The sequence below is a fragment of the Alterluteimonas muca genome (assembly GCF_021191595.1).
GTDB lineage: Bacteria > Pseudomonadota > Gammaproteobacteria > Xanthomonadales > Xanthomonadaceae > Luteimonas > Luteimonas muca.
Genome location: NZ_JAIWPS010000012.1, coordinates 117790 through 133945, shown reverse-complemented (window position 1 = coordinate 133945; position 16156 = coordinate 117790). Strand labels below are relative to the sequence as shown.

Annotated in this window: 17 protein-coding genes, 1 rRNA gene and 1 other RNA gene; 5 read left to right on the top strand and 14 right to left on the bottom strand. The window is 69.7% G+C overall.

The annotated features are described in order from the left end of the window. A 5S ribosomal RNA gene (rrf, locus tag LDO11_RS15970) occupies positions 1-79 on the top strand; the annotation flags it as partial. 269 nt (positions 80-348) lie between these two features. Here rrf and LDO11_RS13645 read toward each other — a convergent pair. From LDO11_RS13645 to LDO11_RS13610, 8 genes are all read right to left on the bottom strand, one after another. Next, entirely contained in the window at positions 349-603 is a 255-nt protein-coding gene (locus LDO11_RS13645) for a hypothetical protein (RefSeq protein ID WP_232142015.1), read from the bottom strand. A 100-nt stretch (positions 604-703) separates the two neighbouring features. Beyond that, positions 704-1351, bottom strand: a complete 648-nt coding sequence (gene rpiA / locus LDO11_RS13640) for a ribose-5-phosphate isomerase RpiA (RefSeq protein ID WP_232142014.1) — start codon at positions 1349-1351, stop codon at positions 704-706. Between the two features lie 3 nt (positions 1352-1354). Then, the gene (locus tag LDO11_RS13635) at positions 1355-1831 is read right to left on the bottom strand and encodes an EVE domain-containing protein (RefSeq protein ID WP_232142013.1); all 477 of its coding nucleotides are present in this window, start codon (positions 1829-1831) and stop codon (positions 1355-1357) included. After that, entirely contained in the window at positions 1828-2412 is a 585-nt protein-coding gene (locus LDO11_RS13630) for a 5-formyltetrahydrofolate cyclo-ligase (protein WP_232142012.1), read from the bottom strand. The genes LDO11_RS13635 and LDO11_RS13630 overlap by 4 nt, the downstream gene beginning before the upstream one ends. Before the next feature lie 138 nt (positions 2413-2550). After that, positions 2551-2732: non-coding RNA, 6S RNA (gene ssrS / locus LDO11_RS13625), on the bottom strand. 115 nt (positions 2733-2847) lie between these two features. After that, positions 2848-3135, bottom strand: a complete 288-nt coding sequence (locus tag LDO11_RS13620) for a cell division protein ZapA (RefSeq protein WP_232142011.1) — start codon at positions 3133-3135, stop codon at positions 2848-2850. Beyond that, positions 3132-3353 carry a TIGR02449 family protein gene (locus LDO11_RS13615; protein ID WP_100323675.1) on the bottom strand — a complete coding sequence of 74 codons (222 nt, stop codon included), beginning with the start codon at positions 3351-3353 and terminating at the stop codon, positions 3132-3134. Before LDO11_RS13615 ends, LDO11_RS13620 begins: the two co-directional genes overlap by 4 nt. A gap of 31 nt (positions 3354-3384) precedes the next feature. Beyond that, positions 3385-5598: a putative bifunctional diguanylate cyclase/phosphodiesterase gene (locus LDO11_RS13610; protein WP_232142010.1), complete on the bottom strand. Its 2214-nt coding sequence runs from the start codon at positions 5596-5598 to the stop codon at positions 3385-3387. Positions 5599-5774: 176 nt separating this feature from the next. Between LDO11_RS13610 and LDO11_RS13605 the strand changes: the two genes are divergently transcribed. After that, positions 5775-6314 carry a UPF0149 family protein gene (locus tag LDO11_RS13605; RefSeq protein ID WP_129135191.1) on the top strand — a complete coding sequence of 180 codons (540 nt, stop codon included), beginning with the start codon at positions 5775-5777 and terminating at the stop codon, positions 6312-6314. Positions 6315-6318: 4 nt separating this feature from the next. After that, positions 6319-7644: an aminopeptidase P N-terminal domain-containing protein gene (locus tag LDO11_RS13600; protein ID WP_232142009.1), complete on the top strand. Its 1326-nt coding sequence runs from the start codon at positions 6319-6321 to the stop codon at positions 7642-7644. Between the two features lie 31 nt (positions 7645-7675). On the opposite strand, the gene pepQ is transcribed toward LDO11_RS13600, so the two are convergent. From pepQ to rph, 6 genes are all read right to left on the bottom strand, one after another. Then, positions 7676-9007, bottom strand: a complete 1332-nt coding sequence (gene pepQ, locus LDO11_RS13595; RefSeq protein WP_232142008.1) for a Xaa-Pro dipeptidase — start codon at positions 9005-9007, stop codon at positions 7676-7678. 68 nt (positions 9008-9075) lie between these two features. Continuing rightward, positions 9076-9432 (bottom strand): PilZ domain-containing protein, encoded by a 357-nt coding sequence (locus LDO11_RS13590; RefSeq protein WP_232142007.1) that lies wholly within the window; start codon positions 9430-9432, stop codon positions 9076-9078. Continuing rightward, positions 9429-11726 (bottom strand): DUF1631 family protein, encoded by a 2298-nt coding sequence (locus tag LDO11_RS13585; protein ID WP_232142006.1) that lies wholly within the window; start codon positions 11724-11726, stop codon positions 9429-9431. The genes LDO11_RS13590 and LDO11_RS13585 overlap by 4 nt, the downstream gene beginning before the upstream one ends. Before the next feature lie 75 nt (positions 11727-11801). Next, positions 11802-12968 (bottom strand): radical SAM family heme chaperone HemW, encoded by a 1167-nt coding sequence (hemW, locus tag LDO11_RS13580; protein ID WP_232142005.1) that lies wholly within the window; start codon positions 12966-12968, stop codon positions 11802-11804. Positions 12969-13046: 78 nt separating this feature from the next. Further along, complete coding sequence (gene rdgB, locus LDO11_RS13575; protein WP_232142004.1) at positions 13047-13661, bottom strand: RdgB/HAM1 family non-canonical purine NTP pyrophosphatase; 615 nt, start codon at positions 13659-13661, stop codon at positions 13047-13049. Further along, entirely contained in the window at positions 13658-14389 is a 732-nt protein-coding gene (rph, locus tag LDO11_RS13570) for a ribonuclease PH (protein ID WP_129135198.1), read from the bottom strand. The genes rdgB and rph overlap by 4 nt, the downstream gene beginning before the upstream one ends. A 110-nt stretch (positions 14390-14499) precedes the next feature. Between rph and LDO11_RS13565 the strand changes: the two genes are divergently transcribed. Both LDO11_RS13565 and gmk read left to right on the top strand, forming a co-directional pair. After that, positions 14500-15360: a YicC/YloC family endoribonuclease gene (locus LDO11_RS13565; RefSeq protein ID WP_232142003.1), complete on the top strand. Its 861-nt coding sequence runs from the start codon at positions 14500-14502 to the stop codon at positions 15358-15360. 63 nt (positions 15361-15423) lie between these two features. Beyond that, on the top strand, positions 15424-16056 hold the full coding sequence (gene gmk / locus LDO11_RS13560; protein WP_232142026.1) for a guanylate kinase: 633 nt from the start codon (positions 15424-15426) through the stop codon (positions 16054-16056). Positions 16057-16156: the final 100 nt, after the last annotated feature.

Here is a 16156-nt window from a genome sequence, read left to right as displayed (position 1 = left end):
CATTCCGAACTCGGAAGTGAAACGCATATGCGCCGATGGTAGTGTGCATTCAGCATGCGAGAGTAGGTCATCGCCAGGGTCTTTACCCTGAAACCCCCGCCGGTTCCCCGGCGGGGGTTTTTCTTTGCTTGCTGGAATGCCGCCTGCTTCAAGTGCGCCGGATGCGACCTTTGGTCTCGCCGGGCTACGGCGCTGAATGCTGCGGTCGACGAATGTACCCCTGCTTCGCTCGCGCTGGCCGAACGGATGGATACGTATCCGGGAACCCCGCATGCGCTTGTCCAGCAGCACGGGCTTGGCTCTCAGGCCGTGCCGGAAAAGCAGCCCGGGGTCGAATGCGCCCGGTCACTAACCGGGGGGATCGAAGCGCGCGTGATAGCGGTTGCGCACGTGCTGGTTGACGTACGTCGCAAGGCCGCTGCCAGCCTCGGCCCGCTCATGCATGGCCTCGACGTCAGCTGCGCCGGGTTCGACGTCGTCATAGAGATAGATGTATCGATCGTCGGCGAAGCGCAGCAGGATCGAGCTGGGCAGCAGCGCGTAGGCCGGTACTCCGGACTGCCCGGAACGGTTGGCGTAAGGCTTGAACGGCGGCAAATCCATCACCTGAATCTGCCCCACAGGGGGTGGAGTCGCCGTCGTCAACCTCCTGACTGCCTCACACGAGGCGGGCATCACGCAGCCCTGTCGAACTCCGGGGTGGCTACAGCACCAGCGGCGGTTCGCCGCCCACGATCACCACATCGGCCGGGCGTCGTGCGAACAGACCGACGCTGACCACGCCGGGGATCTGGTTGAGGCGTTGCTCCATGGCGACCGGGTCGGTGATCTCCAGCCCGTGCACGTCGAGCACCCAGTTGCCGTTGTCGGTGACCACGTTCTCGCGCCAGACCGGCTGGCCCGCGGTGAGCTCGACGATTTCCCGGGCCACCATGCTGCGCGCCATCGGGATCACCTCGACCGGGAGCGGGAAGCGACCGAGAACCTCGACCCGCTTGGCGGGGTCGATGATGCAGACGAAACGGGCGCTCGCCTGGGCAATGATCTTCTCGCGCGTCAGCGCTGCGCCGCCGCCCTTGATCAGGCACCTGTTGGGATCGCACTCATCGGCGCCGTCCACGTACAGCGGCAGCGGGCCGGCGGCGTTGAGGTCGATGACCGGAATGCCGTGCTGCTTCAGGCGCGCGGTGCTCTGTTCCGAACTGGAGACCGCACCTTCGATGCGGCCGCGGATGCGTGCCAGCGCATCGATGAAATAGGCAACGGTGGAACCGGTGCCGACACCGACGATGCTGCCGTCCTCGACGTATTCGATCGCCTTTTCGCCGGCGAGGCGCTTGCTGTCGGACATCGGTCAGGCCTTGTGTTCGAGGCCGAGCAGGATCTTCCACTGCGCGGCGGTCACGGGCAGCACGGACAACCGGCTCCCCTTGCGGATAAGTGCGAATTCCTCGCCGAGTGCGTCGGCGTGGGTGCGGATCAGGTCGAGCGGTACCGGGTTGTCCAGATGGCGCACGTACTTCACGTCGACCAGGTACCAGCGTGGTTCCTCGAGGGTGGCCTTCTCGTCGAAGTACTTCGACCTGCGCTCGAACTGGGTCGGGTCGGGGTAACTGGTGCAGGCCACCTCGCCGAGTCCGTAGATGCCCGGCACCTGGGTGTTGGAGTGGTAGAACAGCACGCCGTCACCGACCTGCATCTGGCGCATGAAGTTGCGCGCCTGGTAATTGCGCACCCCGGTCCACGGTTCGGTGCCGACGCGCTGGAGGTCGTCGATGGAGAAATCCGAGGGTTCGGATTTCATCAGCCAATAGCGTTTGCGCGTGCTCATGGGGCCGCCGTAAGCAGGGTGTCGGATTCGGTACAGATGGCGTCGAGCGGCACATCCCAATCGCGGGCGTCGAGTTCGCCCACCTGCTGGAACGCGTACGCGACCCCAGCAAGCCACGGCGGACCCGAACGATGGCGGCGTCCGGCGAAGGTCCGGTCGTACCAGCCAGCGCCCATGCCCAGCCGCTGGCCATGGCGATCGAAGGCTACCAGCGGCAGCACCGCCAGGGCGATGTCGTCGGCCTCCAGGCAGGCTTCGGGCCCGAGGTCCGGTTCGGGAATGCCGAAGCGGTTGGTCACCAGCGGATCGCCGGCACGCCATGGCGCGAACCGTAGCCGTCCACCCTCGTGCAGCACGGGCAGACAGTAGACAAGCCCCGGCGGCAGCCGCAGCTGCCAGACATGCAGGGCGACTTCGCCATCCATCGCCCAGTAACCGGCGACGTACCCCTGCGTCGGCATGAAAGGCAGCGCGCCGAGCCGTGCGGCGACCGCTTCGGCTGCATGGATGCGTTGCGCCGGTGGGACGTCGCGGCGGCGCTGCCGGAGTTCACGGCGCAGGGCATCGCGGTCGACGGTCACGGCAGGAAAGTGATGATATGCACCGGCGCCATTGTCACCCAGCACGCGTGCTTCGTCATGTCGGGCCCGAAACGCAGCGGGCGCGGCGGTAGCGGGTACGTCACCCGGCTACCGCCGCGCCCGCGGCTGGAATTCAATACGTCCTCCGCCAATGAAGATGCCTGCGAAACGACCTTGAACCCGGGGTTCAAGTGGGAACGCTGGGGATCCATCGGGCTTTCCGCACGGGGCGGACTTGCACACCCGGATCCGTCACATCCCCAAGGTCGTATTAAGGGACAAGGCGAATGTTTTGCAGGCTGTCGACACAGCAGAGGACGTGGGGCAAGTATAGCGCCGCGCACGGATTACGCATGCGCACACCGGTGACCCGGCCGGTGAAAGTTCAGTTGCGTGTGCACGAGGTGACCGCGCCGCCACCGTCACACGGCCGGCTTACCCCAGGGCATCGAGCCTGCGCTCGATGGCCGCCATCGCCTGCCGCAGTTCCCGCTCGCGCAATTCCTGCTCGTTGCGCAACTGCTGGAGCTCGGCGGCAAGGTTCAACGCGGTCAGCACCGCGATGCGGTCGATCGCGGCCATCCGGTTGCTGCCGCGCAGCTCGCGCATGCGGGTGTCCAGAAGACGTGCGGCTGTGATCAGCGCATCGCGTTCGCCCGGGGCCACGCCCACCGTGTACTCGCGGTCGAGCACGCGGATGTTGACCGGTTCGCCAGCGCTCACGTGTGCTGCTCGAGCGACTTCAGCCGCGCGATCATCGCCTCGACACGGGTGCGCGCCTGCTCGTTGCGCGCCAGCAGTTGCGAGCGCTCGCCGCTCAGCTGTTCCTGCTGCTGGCGCAGGCTGCGGTTCTCCTCGGTCAGCCGCTGCACGCGGTCGACGAGACCATCAATGCGGCTGGCAACTGCGCGAAGCTGGGCGGCGACATCGGGATGGTCCATGGCGGCACGATAGGAAGCGGCCGGGGGGCGGTCAAGGCAGGCCGTTGGCGTGCGCACGCGGGGCCTGGCGCGCGCCGTCCCAGTTGCGGATGAAGCCGAGCGCGCTGTGTGCATCCAGCGGTGGCGACAGCCAGAACCCCTGCACCTCGTCGCAGCGCTGCTGGGCGAGGAAGCCGAGCTGCGCTTCGGTTTCCACGCCTTCCGCCACCACCCGCAGACCGAGCGAGTGACCCATCGAGATCACCGTGCTGGTGATGGCCACGTCCTCGGGATCCCCGGGCAGGCCATCGATGAACGCCTTGTCGATCTTGATGGTATTGATCGGCAGACGCTTGAGGTAGGCCAGCGACGAATAGCCGGTGCCGAAGTCGTCGATCGCAAGCGATACACCCAGGGCGCGGAATGCCTGCAGGGTGGCGGCGCTCTGCGCGGCATTGGCCATCAGCACGCTTTCGGTGAGCTCCAGCTCCAGCACCGACGGATCGAGCCCGGTGTCCTCGAGCACGCGTTGCACCACGTCCGGGAAGTTGCCCCGCAACAACTGCAGCATCGACACGTTGACCGACAGGGTGAGATCCCCCGCGCCGTGCTGCTGCCAGCGGCGCAGGGTCAGGCAGGCCTCGCGCAGCACCCACTCGCCGATCTCGAGGATCAGCCCGCTTTCCTCGGCCAGCGGGATGAAGTCGTCCGGCGCCACTTCGCCATGCTCGTCGCTGTACCAGCGCAGCAGTGCCTCGACGCCACTGATGCGCGAATGCGCCAGGCTCAGGCGCGGCTGGAACACCAGCCGCAGCTCACCGCGGTCGAGCACCTTGCGCAGCCCGGCAGACAGCCGCGCGCGTTGCCGTGTGCTGGCATCCATCGCGTCGTCATAGCGCATGAAGGTGCGGCGTCCGGCGCTCTTGGCCTGGTACATCGCGGTGTCGGCGCGTTTGAGCAGTTCCGTCGGTACCTGGCCATGGTCCGGGTAGAGGCTGATGCCGATCGACGGCGAGATCGCGATCTCCTGGCGGGCATCCAGCAGCAGCGGCGCCTCGAAGGCCATGATGATCTCGCGCGCGGTGCGCTCGGCCTCCTGTGCGCCTTCGATGCCTTCCAGGATCACGGTGAACTCGTCGCCCGACAGCCGCGCGACGGTGTGCTGCTCGCCGACCGTCTGCTGCAGGCGGGTTGCCGCGGCGCGCAGGATGCGGTCGCCGGCGGCGTGTCCGAGCGAATCGTTGATGTCCTTGAAGCGGTCGAGGTCGAGAAACAGCACCGCGATCCGCGTGCCCTCGCGGCGCGCGCGGACGATCGCGCGCGACAGCCGCTCCGACAGCAGCGAACGGTTGGGCAGGTTGGTGAGGGTGTCGAAATTCGCGAGGTAGCGCAGTTCCTGCTCGGTGCGCTTCTGCTGGGTGATGTCGTTGAGCACGGTCACGTACAGCGTCGAGTCCTCGCTGTCATCGGACTCCACCGCGCTGGCCTCGATCGCGCAGAGGAATTCATCGCCGTCCGAGCGCCGCTGCCACATCTCGCCGCTCCAGCGGCCCGAGCGCACCAGGCGCTTGCGGATGTGTTCGTAGAAGGCCGGCTCGTGCTGCTCGCTGTCGAGCACCCGTGCGTTGCGGCCCAGCACGTCCTCGGCCGCATAGCCGGTCATCCGCGCGAATGCCGGATTGACGGTGACGAAGTTGAACTCGGCATCGACCACCGACACCGCCTCGCTCATGCTGCGCAGAACCTCGGTGGCGATGCGGCGGTCGCGCTCCTGGCTGCGCGCACGGGTGATGTCGACCAGCGTGCCGGCCACGCGTCGCGGTCGTTGGGCGGCATCGGATTCCACGGTGCGTCCGCGCACGCGGACCCAGCGCAGTTGCCCGTCGCGGGCATGCACGCGCATGTCGTATTCGAAGCTGCGCGCCTGACCGGAAAGATACGCCGCCATCCGCTCGCGCGCGGTGTCCAGGTAGCCGGGCAGCAGCACCTGTTCGAGGTCGATGTCGCGCTCGTGCAGGCGCAGGCTGCCGTCGCCGCGTTCGGTTTCCAGCAGGGTCACCCGCTGGGTCGCGAGGTCGTAGTCCCAGTAACGCTCGCCGGTGGCCCACAGCGCCTGCTTCAGGCGCTCCTTGCGCCGCCGCAGCACGCCGATCTCCTCGCGGTGCCGCACATGCTGCCGCCATGCCAGCACGGCCGCGATGACCGCAAGCGTGGCGCAGACAAGGGCGATGGCGACGAGGAGGCGCGGATCGGGTGGATCGGCCACGTGCGGGCAACTCCAGGCCGCAGGCGGCGGCAAACGAGTGTAGGCACTGCCCACCACGGGCAGCAAGATGCGCGGCGACCGCGCAGGGTTCGACAGCCACGGGGCGGCACCGGACGGGTGCCAGTGGCGCAGGCAGGCTCTAGACTGGTGCGCCCCTCCGCAACAGGACCGCCGCCGTGTCCGAGCACGAACTTCCCGCCGCCGCCGACATCGGCCGTTCGATCCACCGGCTGGGGCTGACTGCCAGCGTGCCGGAGCTGCATGGCATGGTCGCCGGATGGATGGCCGGCGGTGGCGATGGCAAGGCCGGCTGGCTGGGGCGGGCGCTGGCCGACCCCGAACTGGGCGACGACGAGGCGCTCGACGGCCTGCGCGCGGCGACTGCGGCGCAGCTGGAAGACCGCGACTTCGGTTTCGAGCTGCTGCTGCCGGAACCGACGGCCTCGCTGTATGAGCGCAGTGGCGCGCTGTTCGAGTGGTGCCGCGGGTTCCTCGGTGCGTTCGGACTTGCTGCCGGCGAGGCGGGTGCACTGTCCGAGGAGGGTCGCGAGGCGCTGACGGACCTGGCGCGCCTGGCCGCGGCCGCGCCCCAGGAGGCCGGAGACGACGAGGAGGAAAGCGCGCTGGCCGAGCTCGAGGAGTTCGTCCGCGTCGCGGTGCTGCTGCTGCACGGTGATTGCGCGCTGGGGCCGCGCCACCGCCAGCGGCTGAACTGACGCGATGTCGGCTGCACGCAACGCGTCGGATCCGTATGCCCGCCGTCGCCGCCAGCTCATGCGCATGGCGGGCGACCACGCGATCCTGGTGCTGCCGTCGGCGCCGGTGCGCGTGCGCAGCCGCGACACGCACTTCCCGTACCGGCAGGATTCCGACCTCTGGTACCTCACCGGCTTCGAGGAGCCCGATGCGGTGCTGGTGCTGGTACCCGGCCGGGCGCATGGCGAGGCGCTGCTGTTCTGCCGCGAGCGCGACCCCGGGCGCGAGGCCTGGGACGGCCCGCGGGTGGGGCCCGAAGGCGCGGTGGATGCATTGGGCATGGACGATGCGTATCCGATCGACGACCTCGACGAGATCCTGCCCGGCCTGCTGGAAGGCCGCACCCGCGTCTACTACCACTTCGGCCGCGATACCGACTTCGACCTGAAGCTGATCGGTTGGCTCAACCGGGTCCGGGCGCAGGTGCGGCTGGGTGCGCAGCCGCCGCATGAATTCCTCGAGCTCGGCCACCTGCTCGACGAGATGCGGCTGTTCAAGTCACGCGACGAGCTGCGACTGATGAAGCGTGCGGCGCGCATCAGCGTCGAGGCGCATGCCGCGGCGATGCGCGCGGTGCGACCGGGCCTGCACGAATACGACCTGCAGGCCGAGCTCGAATACGTGTTCCGCCGCAACGAGGCGCAGTCGGCCTACGAAAGCATTGTCGGCACCGGCGCCAACGCCTGCGTGCTGCATTACCGCGCCAACAGTGCGCGCATTGGCACCGACGACCTGGTGCTGATCGATGCCGGCGCCGAATACCGCGGCTACGCTGCCGACATCACCCGGACGTTCCCCGCCAGCGGCCGCTTCACCCCGGCACAGCGGGCGCTGCACGACGTGGTGCTGGAGGCACATGCCCAGGCCTGCGCGCAGGCGCGCCCGGGCGTTGCGTACGCGGCGATCCACGATGCCGCGGTGGAAGTACTGGTCGACGGCATGCTGCGGCTCGGGCTGCTCAAAGGCCGCGCCTCGAAGCTCATCGCCGACGGCAGCTACAAGCGCTTCTATCCGCACAAGACCGGCCACTGGCTGGGCCTGGACGTGCACGATGTCGGCGACTACCGCATCGATGGCGAATCGCGGCTGCTCGAACCGGGGATGGTGCTGACCGTCGAGCCGGGGCTCTATATCCCGCCCGATGCGACCGGCGTGGCCGCGAAGTGGCGCGGGCTTGGCGTGCGCATCGAGGACGATCTCGCGATCACCCGCGATGGCCACGAGGTCCTCACCGCCGGGCTTGCGCGCAGCGCCGGGGAGATCGAGGCCTTCATGGCCGGGCCGGGCTGAGCGCCCGGCCACGTCGCATCCGGCGGAACCGTCAGCCGTCGGTGCGGGCGAACTCGTCGCGGGTCAGGTTGACCGGCGCACCGTCGGCGGTGATCACCAGGTCGTCCTCGATGCGGATGCCCCCGTACGGGCGCAGCGCGTCGACCCGGTCCCAGTCGATCTCGCCGGCGTGCGGACCTTCGCGCAGCTCGCGCATCAGCAGGTCGGCGAAGTAGATGCCGGGCTCGTTGGTGACCACCATTCCCGGCTCGAGGGTACGGGTCAGGCGCAGGTAGGGATGGCCCTCGGGCTTCGGCAGGGTGCCGCCCGCATCCGATGCGGCAAAGCCCGCGACGTCGTGGACCTGCAGGCCGATGCCATGGCCCAGGCCATGCGGGAAGAACCGGCTGCTCACGCCGGATTCGAGCGCCGCTTCCGGCGACATCCGGATCACCCCGGCATCGCGCAGCACGCCGGCCAGTGCCAGGTGGGCGTCGAGGTGCAGCTCACGGTAGTCGGTGCCGGCGGTGAACCGCTCGCACAGGCCGCGTTCCACCGCGTCGACCGCATCGATCAGCGACTGGAACTCGCCGTCACGGTCGCCGGCCCAGGTGCGGGTGATGTCGCAGGCATAGCCGGCATGGCTGGCACCGGCGTCGATCAGAAGGCTACGCACTGGCTTCGGCGGCAGGCGGTCGAGCTCGGTGTAGTGCAGCACGGCCGCATGCTCGTTGAGCGCGACGATGTTGTTGTACGGCAGCTCGGTGCTGTCCTGCCCCGCAGCCTGGCAGTACGCCAGGTGGATACCGAACTCGGAGGCGCCGGCGCGGAAGGCACGCTCGGCGGCGCGGTGCGCGCGCACGCCGCGAACAGTGGCCGCGCGCATCATCTCGATCTCGTAGGGCGTTTTGTAGGCGCGGTGGTAGTCCAGATAGTCCAGCACCGGCTGCGGGTTGCCGGGCACGAAGTCGCCCAGCGCGCTCTGCGGCTCACCCAGGATCGCGCACCGCGCGGCGTTGCCCGGCAGGTGCTGCAGGGCTTCTTCCGCGGTGCGGATGACCACAACGTCGAAGTGTTCCACCCACAGGCCCGACGGCGCTTCCGGCACCACGTGCCAGTAGTCGAACGGCTGCAGGTAGACGAGCTTCGGGCGTTCGCCGGGCGTCACCACCAGCCAGCTGCCGGGATGGCGCACCAGCGGTACCCAGGCCTTGAACTGCGGATTCACGGCGTAGGGATAGTCGCGGTCGTCGAAGACCTGGTAATGCAGGGTGCCGGCCGGAATGACGAGGCGGTCGAAACCACCGCGCTCGAGGGCGACCGCGGCGCGGCGCTGCAGGGTGGCGAGGTGGTCGGCGTAAAGCGGCGCGAGGTCGACGGTCATCGCGGGCGGCTCCCGGTTCTGGAAAACCGCCATTGTCCCGCATCCACCGGCGGCCTGCCGGCGCCAGCTCAGACGAACTGGCCGCCCGGCGACTCCACCCACGCACGCAGCTGCCGCGCCTGTGCATCGCTCAGCGCGACGAAGCGCAGCCCCCCCCACACCTGGCCCGGAGCGCTGGCGCGATCACTCCACAGCAGCTGCGCGCCGAGCTCGAGGTCCTCGCCGAGTGCGCCGGCGCTGCGGCCGGGCAGGGTGAAGCGCAACTGGTAGAGCGCGTCGTTTTCGAGCGAACTGCTGGCGATCAGCAGCAGGCCGCTTTCCGACAGGTTGCCGATGCGGCCGACCATCTCCCCGGTCATCGCATCGCTGACCTGGATCATGTCGGCGGCCTTGCGCCGGCGCGCGCGGCGGAACTCCTGGATCATGCCGGCACTCCGTTGGGCTGTGCGCCCTCGCCGCGGCCGGCGAAGCTGCGCAGGGTGTTCACCGCGGCCTGCCAGGCGCGGTCGACCAGCCGTCCGCGGTCGGAGGTGACCATGCGCGCCTGGCCGTTGACCAGCATCCTCGCCAGACTGTCGAGCGAGACCTCCGCCGCGCGCTGGCCGCGCTGGTTGACGAACAGCGCGTTGTCGGTGATCGGGCTGAACCACGACAGCCGGCGACGGCTGATGTCACCCTGCTGGTTCTGCACGAAGTCGATCCAGACCCCGAACGGCATCACCCGCAGCTGTTCGTATTGCGCCTGTTCGGCGGGCGTGCGCGGGGGCGGCTTCGGTCTGGCCTGCGCGGCCTTGTCCTCGCCCAGGCGCACGCGTGCCTTGAGCTTCATCGCAAGCTCGGTACGCGAGGCGGGATCCTCGTCGTCATTGGAACAGCCGGACAGGCGCTGGGCGATCACTTTCGCCTCATCGCCGTGATAGCCGACCTGGCCCAGCGATTCCTCCACCTGTGCGGCCAGTGCGCCGTCGTCGGCGCCACCTTCGCTGCAGGCGGCCACCACCCGGCGGGTCACGTCGAGCTGGGTCTTCCACGCGTCGGACTCCTCGCCCTGGCGCAGCAGCGTGAGCGTGAGCACATCGCTCCAGGCCTGGTTGAGCAGGGAACGAGCGAACCGCGGCAGGCGCTGCTCACCGATCTCGCGGGCCAGCGCCTCGCCCGCGCGCTGGCGAGCGACCTCGAGCTTCTCCTTGCCGCGTGCGGCTTCCACGTGGCGGCGTTCGGTCATCTCCGCGCGCCGCACGTGGGCCTGCATGCGCTCCTGCAGCCTGGACTGCGCCTTCGCGAAGACCTCCGGATCCTGGTCGAAGCCGTTGACCACTTCGGCCACCGCCTGCTGCAGTGGCTCGCCCAGCTGCGGATCGAGTTCGTCGCGGTCCATCCAGCGCGCCGCGCTCTCGGCCACGGTATTGAGCAGTTGCCGCGCCGGGTGCTGCGCGCGCAGGAAGAATGCGCGGTCGAGCAGTGCCATGCGCAGCAGCGGCACCTGCAGCTGGCGCACCAGCCCCGCGGTCGGTGCGTCGCGGCGCAGTTCGGATTCCAGCTGCTGGTAGAGCAGGTCCAGCAGTTCGAACGTGTCGTTGTCTTCCGGTGACAGCGCCGCTGCCTCGCCGCTGCTGTGGCGGGTCTGTGCGAGCACCGCGCGCTTGATCTCCAGCAGGTTGGCCTGGCTGGCGCTGGTCGGGGGCTGCTGCTGCAGGGCGCGCAGCCTGCCGACCAGGTCGGTGGTGCCGAGTTCGCGACGCGGGCTTTCGTCGCGGCCAGGGCGCAACTTGCCGAGCAGGGCGCGGCGGCCGGACAGGAGTTCCTGCAGCGTGGCGAACGCGGCGGATTCGTCCCTGCCGTCGTCGTCGGCCTGGGGTTCGCCGAACCACGCGGTGTGCGGGCGTGCAGCGGGGCCGGAACCCGATTGTTCCGCCGGCTGCGACGATTCCTGTTGCTGTGGCTGTGCCGGCACGTCGGCGGGCCTGTTGCCGGAGGGCGACAGCGTTTCGCGCATCAGCACCGGTGTGGTGCGTGCGCGCAATGGCACGAACGTCAGTGCCGGCAGGATCTCCTCGGCCACCATCAGCTCGTTGACGCGGTCGAGCAGTTGCGGGTAGCCGCCCATCACCTGGCGGTCGAAGATGCGGTAGAGCAGCAGCCGCGCGTCGTGGGTGATCTCCAGTGCAACCGCCGCCTCGCGCAGGGCCTCGCACAGCACGTGCGGGCCCAGGGGCAGGCGGATGGCGTCGAAGGCCGGCTTGCCGGCGAGCACCCCGAAGCGCTGGCCGAGCAGGTGCAGTGCAAGCGTCGCGCGGCCTTCCTGGCGGCTGCCGACCTCGCGCAGCACCGTGCCTTCGTCCATCACCGCGGTTTCGACCAGGCTGAGGTTGCGGAAGCTCACCTCGCCGGGCGTGCTGTGGTCGGCGCGTACCGGCGCCGGGCGACGGATACCCGCCAGCCCGCGTTCGATGCCGAGCATGAAGCGCGGCACCAGGTCCGCGCGGTTGAGGCGGAAGCTGCGCAGCGTCTGCATGTAGCCCGACTCCGCGCCCGGGTTGCGGGCCAGGTCGGCGAGGCGGAACAGTTCGCGCTCGAACTCGTCGAGCATGCGGGTGAGGCCGTGGTCGAGCTCTTCCGAGACCAGGTGCAGGCTGCGTTCGAGCACCGTGCGCACGCGCGGCGGCAAACCGGCGGAGGCGAGGCTGGATGGCGTCGCGGGTTCCCTGTGCGGCGTCATGCGGCTCTCCGGAGTGAGACTTCTGTCACCGTTCTTACCACGCCGGGGCATGGGTCGCCAGCACGCGGCCGACGCTCAGTCGCCGTCTTCGTCCATGAACAACTGGATGACATCATTGCCGAAGCGCCCCCCCAGCGCCGTCGGCAGTATGCGCCCGTCGCGCTCTTCCAGCCAACCGCGACCGGCTGCCGCCGCCAGCGGTCCGGCGATCGCGGCACGGGGCAGGCCGGTGCAGGCCTCGAAGTGTTCGAGGCGGAAGCCTTCCAGCAGGCGCAGGGCGTTGAGCATGTATTCGAACGGCCGGCGTGCGGGTGCGATGCGGTCGTCGCCGCCGATGCCGGCGGGCGTACCGGCGCTGGCCAGCCACGCGGTGGGATGCCGCGGCTTCCAGCGGCGCAGGATGGTCTGCTCGTGCCCCAGGGTGATCTTGCCGTGCGCGCCAGCCCCGATCCCCAGGTAGTCACCGAAGCGCCAGTAGTTGAGGTTGTGCGCGCACTGCCGGCCCGGCCGCGCATACGCCGAGACCTCGTACTGCGCGTAGCCGGCGTCGGCCAGCAGGGCCTGGCAGTGTTCCTGCATGTCCCAGGCCAGGTCGTCGTCGGGCATGCGCTCCGGCGGCCGTGCGGCGAACAGCGTGTTCGGCTCGAGCGTGAGCTGGTAGTGCGAGATATGCGCGGGCGCCAGCGCCACCGCCCGTTCGACATCGGCCGCGGCCATCGCCAGGTCCTGCCCTGGCAGGGCGTACATCAGGTCCAGGTTGAGGTTGTCGAAGCCCGCATCCTGCGCCAGCTTCACTGCGCGGTCCGCCTCGGCGCTGTCGTGGATGCGCCCGAGCCGCTGCAGGCAGCCGTCGTCGAAACTCTGGATGCCGAAGCTGATGCGGTTGACGCCGGCGGCGCGGTAGTCCTCGAAACGGCCGTGCTCGGCGGTGCCGGGATTCGCCTCCAGGGTGATTTCCAGCCCGGGCGCGAAGCGCAGCCGTGCCGCCGCACCCTGCAGGAAGCGGTCGATATCCGAGGCGGGAAACAGGCTGGGCGTGCCGCCGCCGAAGAACACCGAGTGCACCGGCCGGCCCCACACCAGCGGCAGGTCCTGGTCGAGGTCGGCCAGCAGCGCGTCCACGTAGGCCGAGAACGGCGGCGGGCCGCCACGCGGCTGGTGCGAGTTGAAGTCGCAGTACGGGCATTTGCGCACGCACCAGGGCAGGTGCACGTACAGCGCGAGGGGCGGGGTGGTCAGCATTGCAGGGGGGTGTCTGTGCCGGGCGGCGGCACTCGGGTCGCGATATGGGGGCGGAAGGGCGGCGCCGGAAGCCCTGCGTCAGGCTTCGGGCAGCGCGTTGGCGATCCGCTCGCGCAACACGGCAAGCGCGCGGCCGCGATGGCTGATCCGGTTCTTGACCCCGGGTGCGAGTTCCGCGGCGCTCAGGCCGCTTGCGGGGTCGAGAAACAACGGGTCGTAGCCGAAACCGTGGTCGCCGCGCGGAGCGTCGAGGACCCGGCCTTCCCAGATGCCCTCGGCGATCAGCGGCTGCGGGTCGTCGCCGTGGCGCACCAGCACCAGCACGCAGTAGAAGCGCGCCGTGCGCGCGTGGGCGGGCACGTCGCGCAGCGCTTCGAGGAGCTTTGCATTGTTGGCCGCGGCGTCACCGTGCGCACCGGCGTAGCGTGCCGAGTACAGGCCGGGTGCGCCGTCGAGTGCATCGACGCACAGGCCGGAATCGTCGCCGAGTGCCGGCAGCCCGCTGGTGCGCGCCGCATGTCGCGCCTTGAGCAGCGCGTTCTCGACGAAGCTGAGCCCGGTCTCCTCGATGTCGTCGACGCCGTGGTCGGCCTGCGCCGAAAGCGCGAACCCGGCATCGCCCAGCAGTACCTGCAACTCGGCGAGCTTGCCGCGGTTGCCGCTGGCCAGCACCAGCCGCCGGGGTGTGCTCATTGCGCCAGCGCTTGCTGCTGCAACGCGAACAGTTCGCGGATGCCGGTCTCGGCGAGGCCGAGCAGGGCGTCGAGCTCGTCGCGGCGGAAGGCATGGCCTTCGGCGGTGCCCTGCAGCTCGATGAAGCCGCCGCCATCGTTCATCACCACGTTCATGTCGGTGTCGCAGGCGCTGTCCTCGGCGTAGTCGAGGTCGAGCACAGGCACGCCGCGGTAGATGCCCACCGAGACCGCGGCCACCGCGCCGACGACCGGGTCGCGGCTGATCTCGCGGCGCTTCTGCAACCAGCGCACGGCGTCGACCAGCGCGACATAGGCGCCGGTGATCGCCGCGGTGCGGGTGCCGCCATCGGCCTGCAGCACGTCGCAGTCGAGGGTGATCGTGCGCTCGCCCAGCGCCGCGCGGTTCACGCAGGCGCGCAGGGTGCGGCCGATCAGGCGCTGGATCTCCAGCGTGCGCCCGCCCTGCTTGCCGCGCGCGGCCTCGCGGTCGTTACGGGTGTTGGTGGCACGCGGCAGCATTCCGTATTCCGCGGTCACCCAGCCCTCGCCCTTGCCGCGCAGGAAGCCCGGCACGCGGTTCTCCACGCTGGCGGTGCACAGCACGCGGGTCTCGCCGAAGGACACCAGCACCGAACCTTCCGCATGCCGGGTGAAGCCACGCTCGATCCGGACGTCGCGCAGTTGCGTGGGAAGTCGGCCGCTGGGGCGGGTGACGGTATCGGTCATGGGCTGCTCGCGGCGGTGCGGGCGCGGCAGTCTATCAGGGGCGGTGCCGGCGCCCTGGCCGCGCGCGGGCCTGCCCTATACTGCACGCCCGCAGCCGACCCGCCGACCGCATGATCCGCAGCATGACCGCCTTCGCCGCCGGCGAGCGCACGACCCCCTGGGGCACGCTCGGTTGCGAGCTGCGCGCGGTCAACCACCGCTACCTCGAGGTCAGCACCCGGCTGCCCGACGAGCTGCGCGCGCTGGAGCCGCTGTTGCGCGAGCGGGTCGCGGCGCGCCTGTCGCGCGGCAAGGTGGATCTCGCGCTGCGCCTGCGCAACGGCGAGGCCGCCGGCCAGCTTGAACTCAACGAAGCGGTGCTCGACCAGCTGGCGACGCTCGCGGCGTCCTTGCAGTCGCGCTTCCCCGGCCTCAACACCGGCCTGGCCGAACTGATGCAGGTGCCCGGCGTACTGCAGGCACGCGCGGTGGATGCCGATGCGATGCAGGCCGCGGCGCTGTCGCTGCTGGATGCGGTGCTCGACGACTTCGTCGCCGCGCGCGAACGCGAGGGTGCCAAGCTGCAGGCGGCGATCGCCGAGCGCGTGGATGGCATCGAGCGCATCGCCGGCGAGGTGCGCACGCTGGTGCCTGCGATCCGCGACGGCCAGCGCGTCCGCTTGGAAACCCGCCTGGCGGACCTGCCGCAGCCGCTCGATCCCGGTCGCCTCGAGCAGGAGCTGGTGATGGCGCTGCAGAAGCTCGACGTCGACGAGGAACTGGATCGGCTCGACAGCCATGTCGACGAGATCCGCCGCGTGCTGGCCCAGCGCGAGCCGGTCGGCCGGCGCCTGGACTTCCTGCTGCAGGAGTTCAACCGCGAGGCCAACACGCTGGGCTCGAAGTCGGTGGACCGACGTACCTCGCAGGCCGCGGTCGAGCTGAAGGTGCTGATCGACCAGATCCGCGAGCAGGTGCAGAACATTGAGTAGGCACAGCCGACCGCCGGTCCCGGCCACGTCTCGCACCATCCGGCGGCGATGGAGCCGCGCCTGATGCGCGGCACGCTGTTCATCGTCGCAGCGCCGTCGGGCGCCGGTAAGTCCAGTCTGGTCAACGCCTGCCTTGCGCGCGACCCGGCGATCCGCCTCTCGGTCTCGTTCACCTCGCGCCCGCCCCGCCCGGGCGAACGGCATGCCGAGCACTACCACTTCATCGACGCAGCCGGGTTCGAGGCGATGATCGAGGCCGGTGAGTTCTTCGAGTGCGCGCGCGTGCATGGCGACTGGAAGGGCACCGCGCGGCAGTCTGTGGAGCCGCAGCTGGCGGCCGGCCACGACGTGCTGTTGGAGATCGACTGGCAGGGCGCGCGCCAGGTCCGTGAGAAGGTGCCGGAGGCGGTGAGCGTGTTCATCCTGCCGCCATCGCGCGAGGCGCTGGAACAGCGGATGCGCAAGCGCGGCCAGGACAGCGACGAGGTGATTGCCCGGCGGCTGGCCGCCGCGCGCGAGGAGATGTCGCATTTCCACGAGTTCGATTACGTGGTGGTCAACGAGGACTTCGACGCCGCGGTGGACGAGCTCTGCGCGGTCTTCACCGCCAGCCGGTTGCGTCGCGCGCAGCAGGCACAGCGCCACCACGGCCTGATCGAGGCGCTGCTGGCGGAAAGCACACCCGCAAGTGACTGATTCGCAAAGAGCGCGCTTGCGCTGGTGCGTTCGCCGACCGTACAATCCGCGGTCCTGTCACCCCCATTGAACGAGCGGCCCGCGCGGTCGCCGGGAGCCC